The organism is Winogradskyella sp. PC D3.3 (assembly GCF_054366245.1).
Genome location: NZ_CM135962.1, coordinates 235292 through 249978, shown reverse-complemented (window position 1 = coordinate 249978; position 14687 = coordinate 235292). Strand labels below are relative to the sequence as shown.

General features: G+C 33.4%; 14 protein-coding genes and 3 pseudogenes. 15 read left to right on the top strand and 2 right to left on the bottom strand.

Annotated elements, in window-relative coordinates; all coding sequences use genetic code 11:
• Positions 1 to 81 precede the first annotated feature (81 nt).
• From cyoE to tsaB, 15 genes and pseudogenes are all read left to right on the top strand, one after another.
• Positions 82 to 987, top strand: coding sequence for a heme o synthase (cyoE, locus tag ACXGSQ_RS01120; protein ID WP_458629302.1), 906 nt, complete (start codon positions 82 to 84; stop codon positions 985 to 987).
• On the top strand, positions 988 to 1587 hold the full coding sequence (locus ACXGSQ_RS01115) for a cytochrome c oxidase subunit 3 (RefSeq protein ID WP_458627815.1): 600 nt from the start codon (positions 988 to 990) through the stop codon (positions 1585 to 1587).
• A gap of 37 nt (positions 1588 to 1624) precedes the next feature.
• Positions 1625 to 2625 (top strand): annotated as a pseudogene (locus ACXGSQ_RS01110) (cytochrome c oxidase subunit 3).
• Positions 2626 to 2645: 20 nt separating this feature from the next.
• Complete coding sequence (locus ACXGSQ_RS01105) at positions 2646 to 3092, top strand: cytochrome C oxidase subunit IV family protein (RefSeq protein WP_458627814.1); 447 nt, start codon at positions 2646 to 2648, stop codon at positions 3090 to 3092.
• 155 nt (positions 3093 to 3247) lie between these two features.
• Entirely contained in the window at positions 3248 to 3967 is a 720-nt protein-coding gene (locus tag ACXGSQ_RS01100; RefSeq protein ID WP_458627813.1) for a hypothetical protein, read from the top strand.
• Positions 3960 to 4721, top strand: coding sequence for an SCO family protein (locus ACXGSQ_RS01095; RefSeq protein ID WP_458627812.1), 762 nt, complete (start codon positions 3960 to 3962; stop codon positions 4719 to 4721). The genes ACXGSQ_RS01100 and ACXGSQ_RS01095 overlap by 8 nt, the downstream gene beginning before the upstream one ends.
• A gap of 2 nt (positions 4722 to 4723) precedes the next feature.
• Positions 4724 to 5269 (top strand): DUF420 domain-containing protein, encoded by a 546-nt coding sequence (locus ACXGSQ_RS01090; protein WP_458627811.1) that lies wholly within the window; start codon positions 4724 to 4726, stop codon positions 5267 to 5269.
• Positions 5270 to 5271: 2 nt separating this feature from the next.
• On the top strand, positions 5272 to 5505 hold the full coding sequence (locus ACXGSQ_RS01085; RefSeq protein WP_458627810.1) for a hypothetical protein: 234 nt from the start codon (positions 5272 to 5274) through the stop codon (positions 5503 to 5505).
• A 172-nt stretch (positions 5506 to 5677) separates the two neighbouring features.
• Positions 5678 to 6379: an ABC transporter ATP-binding protein gene (locus ACXGSQ_RS01080; protein WP_458627809.1), complete on the top strand. Its 702-nt coding sequence runs from the start codon at positions 5678 to 5680 to the stop codon at positions 6377 to 6379.
• Positions 6372 to 7615 (top strand): annotated as a pseudogene (locus tag ACXGSQ_RS01075) (ABC transporter permease). The gene ACXGSQ_RS01080 and the pseudogene ACXGSQ_RS01075 overlap by 8 nt, the downstream one beginning before the upstream one ends.
• A 1-nt stretch (position 7616) precedes the next feature.
• Entirely contained in the window at positions 7617 to 8876 is a 1260-nt protein-coding gene (locus tag ACXGSQ_RS01070) for an ABC transporter permease (RefSeq protein WP_458627808.1), read from the top strand.
• Positions 8877 to 8895: 19 nt separating this feature from the next.
• Complete coding sequence (locus tag ACXGSQ_RS01065) at positions 8896 to 10053, top strand: efflux RND transporter periplasmic adaptor subunit (RefSeq protein WP_458627807.1); 1158 nt, start codon at positions 8896 to 8898, stop codon at positions 10051 to 10053.
• 54 nt (positions 10054 to 10107) lie between these two features.
• A pseudogene (locus ACXGSQ_RS01060) lies at positions 10108 to 11549 on the top strand (TolC family protein).
• A 2-nt stretch (positions 11550 to 11551) separates the two neighbouring features.
• A complete protein-coding gene (locus ACXGSQ_RS01055) occupies positions 11552 to 12862 on the top strand; it encodes an efflux RND transporter periplasmic adaptor subunit (RefSeq protein WP_458627806.1) in 1311 nt (436 codons plus the stop codon).
• Positions 12863 to 12878: 16 nt separating this feature from the next.
• The gene (gene tsaB / locus ACXGSQ_RS01050) at positions 12879 to 13550 is read left to right on the top strand and encodes a tRNA (adenosine(37)-N6)-threonylcarbamoyltransferase complex dimerization subunit type 1 TsaB (protein WP_458627805.1); all 672 of its coding nucleotides are present in this window, start codon (positions 12879 to 12881) and stop codon (positions 13548 to 13550) included.
• Here tsaB and ACXGSQ_RS01045 read toward each other — a convergent pair.
• Together ACXGSQ_RS01045 and ACXGSQ_RS01040 are read right to left on the bottom strand one after the other, a co-directional pair.
• Entirely contained in the window at positions 13547 to 14359 is an 813-nt protein-coding gene (locus ACXGSQ_RS01045; RefSeq protein WP_458627804.1) for a mechanosensitive ion channel family protein, read from the bottom strand. The genes tsaB and ACXGSQ_RS01045 overlap by 4 nt on opposite strands.
• A 90-nt stretch (positions 14360 to 14449) precedes the next feature.
• Entirely contained in the window at positions 14450 to 14650 is a 201-nt protein-coding gene (locus ACXGSQ_RS01040) for a dodecin family protein (protein ID WP_020894643.1), read from the bottom strand.
• Between the last annotated feature and the right edge of the window lie 37 nt (positions 14651 to 14687).

Sequence of the window (14687 nt, the reverse complement as noted above, 5' to 3'; positions counted from 1 at the left end):
CTGCATTGTAATAAAACTAAAGTTTAACGTTGGTCAGAATCAATTTTCAAACTATCTTTGCAGTCGCTTTTAAAAGAATAAATATCGTATAGTTTGAGTTATACAAAATCTTCAATATCAACAGCTTCTGTGATAACAGATTTTAAGGAAATTACCAAGATGGGTTTGTCCCTAAGTGTAGTGTTCTCATCGCTTGCGGGCTATTTTCTTGGAGCTGAAACGATCAGTTTTACAACGCTCATTTTATTGGCTTTTGGTGGCTATTTTATGGTGGGCGCCTCTAATGCTTATAACCAAATCATTGAGCGCGACTTAGATGCGCTAATGGATAGAACAAAAAACAGACCTATACCTGCTGGTAGGATGTCGGTAAATACGGCATTTATAATTGCAACTACATTTACAATTTTAGGCTTAATAACCTTGTATATTATTAACCCTAAAACAGCGATGTATGGAGCTATTTCTATTTTTTTATACACCAGCGTTTATACCCCTTTAAAAACAAAAACATCATTAGCGGTGTTTGTTGGTGCTTTACCGGGAGCAATTCCTTTTATGTTGGGTTGGGTAGCAGCGCGTAATAGTTTCGGTATTGAAGCAGGAACTTTATTTGCTATTCAGTTTTTTTGGCAATTCCCGCATTTTTGGTCCATAGGATGGTTTTTAAACGAGGATTATAAAAAAGGTGGATTCCATATGTTACCAACAGGAAATCCAGATAAAGGAACGGCTGTACAAATTATTATGTATAGTGTATGGACGATTATTGTTTCTATAATTCCAGTATTAGGTTATACTGGTGATTTAAAGCTATCGATTGTAGGAGCGGTTCTCGTATTTATACTTGGCTTGATAATGTTAGTTTATGCCGTAAGATTATTTAAGGAACGTACTATAAAAGCAGCGAAACAACTTATGCTATCTAGTGTGTTTTACATTACACTATTGCAAATTATATATGTAGCAGATAAATTTTTGAGATAAATGGATTTAACACAAGGAACATTTCAAGTTAAAAAAGCACGATCTAAAAAGATGATGCTATGGTTTGCTATTGGGGCGTTAATTATGTCTTTTGCGGGCTTAGTTAGTGCTTTTATTGTTAGTAGTAAGCAACGGCTTAATGAAGATTGGTTGGTCGATTTTCAATTGCCAACCGCATTTTTTATAAGTTTAGGTATTATTTTGCTTAGTAGTTTAACCTTTATTTTGGCCAAGCGTGCATTAGAGCAAAATAAAATGCAAATGGTAACAGTTTGGTTGTTTGTTACCCTAGGTTTAGGTATTGCTTTCATTTACAGTCAGTTTGCTGGATTTGGTCAAATTATTGAAGAAGGTTACTATTTTACAGGGCCAACAAGCAATATAACGATGTCTTACATTTATGTTATAGCAATATTTCACATAACGCACGTCATTGCTGGTTTAATATGCCTCATTGTTGTAATTTATAATCATTTTAAACAAAAGTATAACTCCAACAATATGTTAGGTTTTGAACTAGCTGTTAATTTTTGGCATTTCGTAGATATGCTTTGGCTTGTGCTCTTTTTGTTTTTATATTTTTTTAGATATATAATTTGATTATTTTTGTCCAATCTTAAAAATTTAAATAAATTCTATGGATTCTACAGTAGCTAGTACTGGTACAGAAGAAAAAACTTGGGAGGAGGCAATAGACCTCTTAAAGCAAGTTACGGAAAATTGATGATGTGGTTCTTCATTGTATCTGATGCATTAACATTTTCGGGTTTTTTGGCCGCTTATGGTTTTTCAAGGTTTAAGTTTATAAACGAATGGCCAATTGCGGATGAGGTGTTTACACACGTTCCGTTTTTGCATGGTCAAGAATTGCCAATGATATATGTGGCTTTTATGACGTTTATACTGATTATGTCGTCAGTTACAATGGTATTAGCAGTAGATGCTGGTCACCATATGAATAAGGCCAAAGTAACCTTATATATGTTCTTAACCATTATTGGTGGAGCAATATTCGTTGGTTCTCAGGCTTGGGAATGGGCAACGTTTATTCAAGGTGATTATGGTGCTGTTCAAACTAACGGAGGAAATATTTTGCAATTTGGAGAATATGTTACAGTTGATGGTGTTGAGAAATTTAAACGTGTTTCAATTGACGATATAGCGATTCCTCAAGAAAGTGATCGTGTTAATCATGAGCGTAAAAATGGACTATGGTTTGAAGACGAAGGTACATTACCTCCTTATACCGTGAGTGAAATCTATGCTGGTTTAGTGGCGAATGAGAATGTCTTAGTTAGAAATCAGTTCTTAGATGAGAATGGTCATAAAACAGTGCTATCTAGAGCAGAATCTCTTAAGCAAATTAAAGAAAATGGTAAGCTAGTTGTAAAAGGAGCTAACCTTCATGTTAATGAATATGGAACGTCATTATTTGCAGATTTCTTTTTCTTTATAACCGGTTTTCATGGTTTCCACGTATTGTCAGGTGTTGTGATTAACATTATTATATTCTTTAATGTTGTGCTTGGTACTTACGAGCGAAGAGGTAGTTATGAAATGGTAGAGAAAGTTGGACTTTATTGGCACTTTGTCGATTTAGTATGGGTATTTGTATTCACATTCTTCTATTTAGTATAATAAGAAATTAAGATTAAGTTATGGCACAAGAGCATAAATTAGAAATATTTAGAGGACGTTGGAAGTTTAAATCTAACACACAAAAAATTTGGGGAGTTTTAGCATTTCTAACCTTTATAACACTTATAGAAGTTGTTTTAGGGATCTACAAACCAGATGGCTTGATGCATATTTGGTTGAAGCCCTTCGAAGGAGGATTCTTTGCTACTTTAGGTAATATTATATTAGCACCAATAGTTTACATGAAACCCTTAAACCTAATTTTCATTGTATTGACAATTGTTAAGGCGTATTATATTACATGGGATTTTATGCACATGAGAGATGAATCAGGTAGTATGAGAAAAATGGTTGTTTGGACGGGCGTTTTTCTAATATGTTATTTAATGTTCATCTTACTACAAGAAGGTGGTTATATCTTTAATGTATATAACGGTGATGATGCTTTGATTAAGCACAATTTTTAAGTCAAACATATACATTTACACGACGTTAATTCAAAGTGTTAAATACAATTAAAAGGTGGTTTTTCTAAACCACCTTTTCTATTTTTGCATATCAGTATTTTACATAAATTACGGGTTATTAAGTTGATTAAAATTAGGGTTTTAGCCCTCAATAAATGAAAATAGATAAAGTTAAACGCTATAGTGTTCTCGGTATATTGTTCTTTTTGCCTGTCGCATTTTTGTTAATGCTTTATCCTGCAACGCATAATTATGAGCCTCTTAATGTTGTAAATAGTAATGTGTCTGATATCCAAAACTTCACCTCAGATAGAATAGATAATATTGTTTTAAAAGATCACATAACGGTATTAGGGTTTTTGGGTAAAACACCACTAGATAAAATGATTGCAGCTTCTAATCTTAAGGAGTTGGTATATGATAAATTTAAAGGCTTTAAGAATTTTCAAATCGTAATTGTAGTACCAAAAGGAACTGAAGGAGATATTGAAAAGCTGAAGAAAGAAATTAATACTTACGAAGATTTAGAATATTGGCATTACGCATTTGGTACCGAAGGTGATATAAAAATGCTTTACAATAGCTTAAAATCAAAATCTAAACTTAACGAGAACTTGGCTGTAAATGATGTGTTCATTGTAGATAAAGAGTTAAATCAGCGTGGTCGATTAGATGGAAGAGATGAAAAGGCCGTAGAGGATAACAAGCCTGTGTTTAGTGTGTATGCTTATAATACCATAAAGGTTGCAGAAATTAAAAACATGATGAGTGATGACATTAGGATTCTTTTTACCGAATACCGTCAAAAAAGAGAGGGCAAATTTGAAAGTTCTGAAACAAGAAGAAATAGAGAATTAAAAGAAGATAATGAGTAAGAAATCGAATTATTCGTACGTTGGGATTGCATTGGTAATTTTAGTATTTGGAATTATTTTTATTCCTAAAATTATAGATCGTGTAAGCGAAGGTGATATTATAAGAGACGATAGTCGTAGTAAACACGTGTCAACCGCTAAACTTAATCATAAGAAACAGCAAAAAAGTGATTTGGTTTATTTAGAAATTAATGGTGAACCTAAAAAAGTGCCTGCGTTTAGTTTTACTAACCAAAATGGTGTTACAATTACTAATGAAGATTATTTGGGCAAAGTATATGTTGTAGAGTTCTTTTTTACGACCTGTCCAACCATTTGTCCCGTAATGAATAGAAACTTAGTAACGGTTCAAAATCAATTCAATGAATTTGAACATTTTGGAATTGCTTCATTTACTATTTCTCCTGAAATTGATACCCCTGAAGTATTAAAAGCCTATGCTGAAAAGTATGGAGTGACTAATCCGAATTGGAATTTCTTAACAGGTGATGAAACAGCTATTTATAAATTAGCTAATGAAGGGTTTAACTTATATACCGCTAAAGATGATACTGTAGCAGGTGGTTTTGAACATTCAGGAAATTTTGCCTTAATTGACAAAGAAGGTTATATACGATCTAGAAAAGATGATTTTGGAAATCCTAAAATCTTCTATAATGGATTAATTTCGGAATTGGAAGGAGTAGATGAAGATGGTATACCGCAAGAAATAACAATTCTTAAAGAAGATATTGCTAAATTATTAAAGGAATAACAATGCGTACAGTAGACCATGAAAAGGCAAAAAAATACAACAAGTGGATTGTTGCTTTATCAATTATAATTCCAGTTGCTGTGGCAGCTTTGTTTAGTGTAAATCTTCGCACTCTAGGTTTTGATGTAGAACCATTAACTATGCTTCCTCCGATTTATGCAACAATCAATGGGGTTACAGCGTTAATTTTAATTGTAGCCGTAATTGCAGTAAAGAATAAAAAGATTGTTTTGCATGAAAACTTAATGACGACAGCGATTTATTGTTCAGTGTTATTTCTTCTACTTTATATCGCTTATCACATGACAAGCGATTCAACGAAGTTCGGTGGTGAGGGCACGATTAAATACGTGTATTATTTTATTTTGTTTACGCATATTATATTATCTATCATTATTATTCCGTTTGTATTAATTACATACGTAAGAGCCATAACTAACGATATTGAACGTCATAGAAAAATCGCAAAAATTACATTTCCATTGTGGTTATATGTTGCTGTAACAGGAGTTATAGTTTACATTATGATTTCACCTTATTACATTTAAATATGAAACAAAAAATTGTTTTTTTTCTGTTCTCTTTGTTTTTTATTCTAAAAACGAATGCACAATGCGCCATGTGCCGTGCTGTTTTAGAAAGTGGTGAAGATCAATCCGCAGCAGAGGGTATAAATGATGGTATTGTTTTCTTAATGGCAGTGCCTTATATTTTAGTGGCTGTAATTGGGTTTGTTATTTATAAAAAATTTAGTAAATCAGACTCAACTGAACATATAGACTAAAATCTGTAACATTTTATTGCTTAGAGCGTCTTATTTTAAAAGTCTACATGCCGTTAAGTTAATAACTTATTTAATGGTTGAGGATAACTTAATGATTATGTGGTATTAACAATTTCTTGGGATAAAAGCCATATAAATTTTCTTAAAATTGTATCCGCTAACTAACCATAATATGATTCACATAAAGGATTTACATAAATCTTACCACATGGGGAATAATTCCCTTCATGTACTTAAAGGTATTAATTTTGACGTAAAAGAAGGAGAATTAGTATCCATAATGGGGTCTTCAGGTTCTGGTAAATCAACATTGTTGAATATTTTAGGGATGTTAGATGAAGCAGATGAAGGTGAATATATTCTTGATGGTGTTCCTATTAAAAATCTTAATGAAAAAATTGCGGCTAAATATAGAAATGAATTTCTAGGTTTTATTTTTCAGTCCTTTAACCTTATCAATTATAAAAGCGCATTAGATAATGTATCGATGCCGCTATACTACAAAGGTGTAAAACGCAAAGAGCGTACCGAAAGAGCTATGCATTATCTTGAAAAGGTAGGTTTAGCACAATGGTCTCACCATTTACCAAGTGAGCTTTCTGGAGGTCAGAAACAACGTGTGGCTATTGCGAGAGCATTGGCTAGTGATCCTAAAGTATTGTTAGCAGATGAGCCAACCGGAGCTTTAGATACCAAAACGTCTTATGAGGTTATGGAGCTTATTCAAGGAATTAATGACGAAGGAAAAACAATATTAGTCGTCACTCATGAAGACGATATTGCACATATGACTAAACGCATCGTTAATCTTAAGGATGGTTTAATCATTGATGATAGTCTAGTAGAACAAATTAGAGCATCAGCACATGTTTGATTTAGAACGATGGCAAGAAATCTTTGAAACGTTAAGCAAAAATAAATTGCGAACGTTTTTAACAGGTTTATCTGTTGCTTCGGGTATCTTTATTCTAGTTATACTTCTTGGTTTTAGTCAAGGTATCGCAAATGGGGTTAAATCACAGTTTGAACAAGATGCAACAAACAAAATTTCCGTATGGACCGGAGTTACAACCAAAGGTTATAAAGGCTTAAATCCTGGACGTTATATTCAGCTTAAAAATTCTAGTTTCGATGCTGTTGTAAATGAATATGATGATTATTTAGAATACCGAACAAAAGATTATATGATTTGGGGGGAACCATATCTTATAATAACGAAACAGGCAACTACAGAGTTCGAGGTACCTTACCCGACAATCAATTTATTGAAAATGCCGATATTGGATCAGGGAGATTTATTAATCAATCGGATATCAATGAAAGTAAAAAAGTGGCTGTTATTGGGAACAAAATAAAACAAGACCTTTTTAAAGGTGAAGACCCCATTAATCAAAATGTTCAAATTTTTGGAATGAACTTTAAAGTCGTAGGTGTTTTTTTTGATCCAGGTGGAGATCGAGAAGAAGGTCAGGTTTACATTCCCGTAAGTACGGCTCAAAAGGTTTTTAATGCCGGTGATAATATTCGAAATATGGCCTTTACTGTGAAGATGGCTGATAATTTTGACGAAGCCGTAGCCATGTCTAATGCCATTGCTTTAGGTGTAGAAAAGAAAATTAAAGAAATTCATACCGTGGCTCCAGATGACGTAAGTGCCGTTAGAGTAAATAACACTCTAGAACAGGCCGAAAAAATCTATTCTTTAGTAGCAACTATACAAGCTGTATTTTGGTTTGTAGGTATTGGTACAATCATAGCTGGTATTGTTGGCGTTGGTAATATTATGCTAATCATCGTAAAAGAACGAACTAAAGAAATCGGAATCCGAAAAGCTTTAGGAGCTTTGCCAATGTCTATTGTTGGAATGATATTACAAGAGGCTGTTTTTGTAACAATGTTTGCTGGTTTGTTTGGGTTAATTTTTGGACTCGGATTGCTAGAACTTGTAGGACCATTAATAGAAAGTGACTTTATTAAATACCCACAAGTAGATTTTAATATTGCAATAACCACAGTGTTTTTGTTAGTGTTTGCAGGTGCTTTAGCTGGATTTATTCCTGCCTATAGAGCGGCAAAAATTAAACCCATTGTAGCACTTAGAGACGAATAATATGTTTAGTAGAGACCGTTGGGATGAAATACTTGAAGCTTTAAACGCTAATAAATTTAGAACGTTTCTAACGGCGTTTGGCGTGTTCTGGGGCATCACAATCTTAGTGCTGTTGTTGGCTTTAACCAATGGGCTTAAAAATGGTGTAACTGCAGATTTTGGTGATTTTGCAACCAATTCTATGTTTATGTGGACACAAGGCACATCTAAACCTTATAAAGGCCTACCTAAAGGACGGTATTTTAACTACAAAGTCGATGATATTGCCGCAATAAAAGCAGAGGTTCCTAATTTAAAATATGTGTCTCCTAGAAATCAATTAGGAGGATATAATGGTGCTAATAACGTTACTAGAGGTACAAAAACAGGTGCATTTGAAATTTATGGAGATTATCCAGAGTTTATTAAACAGCAGCCTATGGACATTCTTCAAGGACGTTTTATTAGTTATTCAGATATAGAGGCCAAACGAAAAGTATGTGTTATAGGTACTGGTGTTGTAAAAGGACTGTATGATAAAGAAGAAGAGGTTTTAGGAACTTATATTAAAGTCAATGGTGTTAATTTTTTAGTCGTTGGCACTTTTAAAATGAGTAATAGTCAGGGAGATGTAGAGCAAGATGCTAGTACTATATATATGCCATTTACAACTTTTGGTCAAGCCTTTAATAGAGGAGAAAATGTAGGTTGGATGGCAATAACAGCAGTTGATGGTGTAAGTATTACATCGCTAAAACAACAAGTTTTCGATTTAATGAAATTTAGACACAAGGTAGATCCAACAGACGATCGCGCTATTGGTCATTTTGATTTGTCAGAACAATTTGAGCGTGTTAACGGGTTGTTTTCAATATTAAGTTTAGTTGGGTATTTTGTAGGAGCCTTAGTTTTAATGTCTGGTATCATTGGTATCAGTAATATTATGCTCATTGTTGTAAAAGAACGTACCAAAGAAATTGGAGTAAGGCGTGCTTTAGGGGCAAGTCCATGGAGTATAAAATCACAAATTTTGCAAGAAAGTCTTATCTTAACAATATTGTCTGGTATGGTTGGGATTTCATTTGCAGCATTTGTCATTTGGGTGATGAATATTATTTTAGATAATGCTGGCCCAGTAGATAATTTTGCAAATCCAAGTGTAAGTATGCAGGTCGTATTTACAGCTTTAATCATACTAATAGTTTCAGGAGTTTTAGCAGGATTAATTCCTGCAAATAGCGCCACAAAAATGAAACCTGTAGACGCCTTAAGAAAAGAATAAAATTATATCAATCATAATCATGAAAAGAACTAAAACTGTAATTATACTTATCGCCATTGTAGCTGTATTTGGAATCTCGCTCTTTTATTTGTGGCAAAAGAATCAAGAGGATCCTATAACCTATACTTCAGAATCTCCAACAGAAGAAACTATTATCGTTAAAACTGTGGCTACAGGGAGTATTGTGCCTAAAGAAGAAATTTTAATTAAGCCCAACATTTCTGGTGTTATCGAAGAGGTGTTTATTGAAGCGGGTGAGTATGTAGAGCAAGGTGATCTTATAGCGCAAATAAAGGTAATACCAAACGCATCGTCTTTAACAAGTGCTAAAAACAACATTGCCACAAATCAAACAGCGCTTCAAACAGCAAAAATAAACTTACAAACTCAGCAATCTAATTACGATAGACAAAAAGCATTGTTCGAAAAAGGAGTGATTTCTGCAAATGATTTTGAAGGTATCAATAATGCTTATTTGCAAGCAAAGCAAAATGTAGAGCAAGCAAAAATTAATTTAAATTCAGCATCTCAAAACTATGATATTATTAAAACGGGTACCACATCTGGTTTAGGAAATATTGCACAAACACAAGTAAGAGCAACTGTTTCAGGTATGGTTTTAGATGTTCCTGTAAAAGCGGGAAACCAAGTTATTGAAGCTAATAATTTTAACGAAGGAACATCTATTGCGTCATTAGCAGATGTAAAGCAAATGATTTTTGAAGGCAAAGTAGACGAGAGTGAAGTTGGTAAAATTAAAGAAGGTTTACCATTAGAAATTACCGTTGGGGCTATAGAAGATAAAAAGTTTGATGCGGTATTAGATTATATTGCTCCAAAAGGAGTTGCTGAAAATGGAGCTATTCAATTTGAAATAAAAGGTTCGCTTAAAAAAATGGATTCAACATTCATTAGAGCCGGTTTAAGTGCTAATGCTTCTATTATTTTAGATAAAGTTGAAAAGGTCTTAGCCATTAAAGAAGCCTTAGTACAGTATGATGATGAAACAAAAAAGCCATTTGTTGAAGTTGAGATAGGTGATCAGAAATTTGAAAGAAGAGATGTAGAGTTGGGAATTAGTGACGGTATTTTTGTTGAAGTTAAAAATGGGATTTCAAAAGAGGATAAAATAAAAGTATGGAATCAAGTACAAGGAGTGCCTAAATACGCGCAATAATATTTTTTATAATTTAGTGTAACACTTTAAGTTTTATATAGACCAATAAGTATCATGAAAAAAACAATCATAGTAGCATTACTTCTTTTTGGAGTTTTAGTACAAGGGCAAAATAAAAAATGGACATTAAAAGAGTGTGTCCAATATGCCTTAGAAAATAATATTTCTGTTAAACAAAGTGAATTAGATGTAGCGGCGGCAGATATAGATAAACTTACGGCTATTGGAGGTTTTCTTCCAAGTTTAAGTGCAGGATCAGGAGTTTCAGAAAACACGGGTCTTAGTTTTAACCCCATTACAAATAATGCTGAAACTACCACCTTTTTATCAGCGAGTGGTAATGTTAATGTGGGGTATACATTGTTTGATGGACTTAGAAATATTAGAACCGTTCAACGCTCAAAAATCTCTAAATTGGCTAGTCAGTATCGTTTAGACAAAATGAAAGATGATATTTCTCTTTTTGTTGCCAATGGCTATTTACAGGTGCTTTTAAATAAAGCAAATCTTGAAGTTTTAAAGTCTCAAAATGCCGTGACTTTAAAACAGATTGAACGAACAATGGAGTTAGTGGAAGCAGGCTCTTTGCCAAGAGGTGATTTATTAGAGATAAAAGCTACAGACGCAAATGAAAAACAGTCTATTGTTAATGCAGAAAATACCGTTCAGATTTCTTTGATTAGTCTTGCGCAATTGTTGTTAATTAAGGATTATGCAAATTTTGATATTGAAGATGAAGGTTATGATATTGTTGATGAAGGCATATCGGCTAAATCGGTAGATGAGATCCTTGCGGAGCTAAAGCGAATAGATCAGAAATCAAAATTGCGGAATCCAATGTGGAGTTGGCTAAAAAAGATCTTCAGATCGCAAGAGGGAGTTACCTTCCAACACTGTCTGCTTTTTTTGGTTATAATACAAGATATTCAGATTCAAAATCTTTTATTCAACAAATAGATCCTGATAATCCTATTTCAATAAGACCAATAGGAACGGTGCAAGGTACAGGAGAGGTCGTAGTTGGTGAGTTTCCAAATACATTTACAAGAGAAGTAGGTGCGGGTTCATTTATAGATCAATTATCTCAAAACGATGGTATTTCTTATGGGTTTTCATTAAATATCCCAATTTTTAGTGGATTCAGTATTAGGGGTAACGTTCAAAGAAATAAAATTAATTTAGAACGTTCTAAATTTCAGTTAGAACAAGCAGAATTAGATTTAGAATCATCGGTGTATCAGGCACATGTTGATGCAAAAGGAGCATTAAAGTCTTATGAAGCAGCAAAGTTGGCCTTAGAATCGCAAGAATTAGCTTACGATTATGCTAAAGAACGCTATGATGTTGGGTTAACAAATGCATTTGATTTTAGTCAGTCTAAACAAAGGTATGATAACTCTAAGATTCAATTAAATCGTGCTAAATATGATTATATTTTTAAGTTGAAGGTTCTTGAATTGTATTTCGGAATTCCTGCAACTGAATTAAAGTTTTAATTATGAGCAAAACAGTAAAAATTATTATCGGACTAGCTATTGTTGTACTAGTACTTATGATCGCAGGATCTAAAATGGGATGGTTTGGTGAAAAAGGAAATTTTAAAGAAGTCACTGTAAAGAAGGTCACTTTAAAAGATATTGTAGAAACTGTATCTGCCACCGGAAAAATTCAGCCAGAAGTAGAGGTAAAAATATCGTCAGAAGTGTCTGGTGAAATTTTAGAATTACCCTTCAAAGAAGGGCAAGAGGTTAAGAAGGGGGATTTGTTAGTTCGTATAAACCCAGATTTAATTCAGTCTGCTTTGAGTAGAACTCAGGCCTCTTATCAAAATGTCAGAGCAGGTTTAGAACAAGCGGAAGCCAATTTTAAACAAGCTAAAGCGGATTATGATAGAAATCAAATCCTATTTAACAAAGGAGTGATTTCTAAAGCTGATTGGGACCGTTCTATAGCGGCTTATGAAACAGCTATTGCTGGAAAAAACTCGGCATATTACAATGTGCAGAGTGCGGCGGCTACAGTAAATGAAGCTAAAGATAATTTAAATAGAACAACCATATATGCTCCAATGAGTGGAACCATTTCACAGTTAAATGTAGAATTGGGTGAACGTGTTGTAGGGACACAACAAATGGCTGGTACTGAAATTTTAAAAGTGGCCAACTTAAATAACATGGAGGTTGAAGTTGATGTCAATGAAAATGATATTGTAAAGGTGAATATTGGAGATTCTACAATCGTTGAAGTAGATGCTTATTTAAAGAAAGAATTTAAAGGTATTGTTACCGAAATTGCCAATTCAGCAGCAGGAACTTTAGCCGCAGATCAGGTAACTAATTTTAAAGTTAAAGTTAGAATAATTGAAGAGTCTTATAAAGATCTAACAGAGGGAAAGCCTGAAACATATTCCCCTTTTAGACCGGGAATGACGGCTACTGTAGATATCATTACTAAAACTAGAAAAGATGCCATTTCAGTACCTATAAGTGCTATTGTGATAAAAACAGATACGAGTTCTACTAAAAAAACATACGAAAAAACATCAACCATAGATACAGGTAATTTTGATGGGGAAGAACAAAAGTTTGAATGTGTGTTTGTTAATGAGAATGGAAAAGCCAAACTGAGAGTGGTTAAGACAGGTATTCAAGATGATACAAATATTGAAATCATTTCAGGACTAACTAAAGATGATGAAATCATTACAGGACCTTATATTATGGTTTCTAAAAAGCTTAACCCTGGAGATTTAATTGAAGTAAAAAATAAAAATTCCTTAACAGCGTCTAGCGATAAAAGCGAGGAATAAAAAACACCATTTGCTAATGGCATTAGTGCTAAATATAGAAACAGCAACTACAAATTGTTCAGTCTCGCTATCTAAGGATGGGGAGACTTTAGTTTTAAAAGAAGATAATAGTCTAGGCTATTCACATGCGGAAACGTTACACCTTTTTATTGATGAAGTTTTTAAGGTTTCAAAAATTGAACCTTCTGAAATAGACGCTATAGCCGTAAGTAAAGGACCTGGTTCTTATACGGGGTTACGTATAGGTGTGTCATCTGCAAAAGGGCTGTGTTTCGCTTTGAATAAACCCTTAATTGCTGTTTCAACATTAGAGAGTTTAGCACATCAAGTAATTATTGATGATGGGTTTATTGTTCCGATGTTAGATGCTAGGCGTATGGAAGTGTATTCGGCGATTTATAATTCAAATTTCGAAATACAAAGAGAGATACAAGCCGAAATTCTCAACGAAGAGAGTTTTAGCGTCCTTCTTAAAGAGCGAAAGGTTTATTTTATAGGAAACGGTGTAGAAAAGACTAAAGGGCTAATTCAGCATCCTAATGCGGTATTTATAGATGGGAAGTTGCCATCTGCAAATGATATGGCGTTTTTAGCAGAAAGTAAATACAAAAAAAGCGACACCGAAGATGTCGCTTATTTTGAGCCTTATTATTTAAAGGATTTTGTAGCTTTAAAAAAGAAAGCTTAAGCTTCTTTATGTATTTCTACCTGATGTGGATAAGGTATTTCAATACCAGCCGCATCTAATGCTTCTTTTACATTTTCCGTTACTTCAAAGTAGACGGTCCAATAATCTTCGGTTTTACACCAAGGTCTTACTACAAAGTTAATTGAGCTATCAGCTAATTCAGATAAAGCAATTGTTGGTGCAGGGTCTTTTAATATTAAAGGGTGCGCCGCTAATACTTTGCTGAAAACTTCTTTTGTCGCTTTGATATCGGCATCATAACTCACGCCAAATACTAAATCGACTCGTCGTGTACCTTGTGTTGTGTAATTCACAATGTTACCGTTAGAAAGAGATCCATTAGGAATAATGATTTCTTTATTAGAAAGACCAATTAATTTAGTAGTAAAGATTTCAATTTCTTTTACCACTCCGATTTCTCCTTGAGCTTCTATTAAATCACCAATTTTAATGGGCTTAAAAATCATAATTAAAACTCCACCTGCGAAATTACCTAACGACCCTTGTAGAGCTAAACCAATAGCTAAACCAGCAGCGGCAATAATAGCAGCAAATGATGTAGTTTCTACACCCATTGTGCCTAAGACAACAATAATGAGAAGGATTTTTAAAACCCAATGAATTAGATTTAATAAGAATTTTTTTAAGCTTTCATCATAATCGCCTTTATTCATTGCTTTAGAAGTGCCTTTTAAAAGCATTTTTATTACCCAGCTACCAATAATCCATATAAGTATAGCTCCAATAACTTTAGGGCCAAACTCAATAATAAAATTGTAACCTGAGTCAATCCATTTTTGTGTTTCCATGTTGATTTTTATAATTTTAAATTTTCAATAAAAAAACTCGACTAATTTTTAGACCGAGTTAGATGTTACTACTAAAGGAAATAGAGGTGTCTATTTAACTTCGAAAGTCAATTTTAAATTCACTCTAAACTCAGTGACATCGTCACCATTAACAATAGCACTCTGTTCATTTACATAAACAGATTTTATGTTTTTTACAGTTTTAGAAGCTTCTTTTACTGCTTTTTTTGTGGCGTCTTCCCAACTTTTATCCGAATTAGATAAGACTTCAATTACTTTTAATACTGCCATAATGTTATGTGTTTTAAGGGTTATATTAATTGAGACA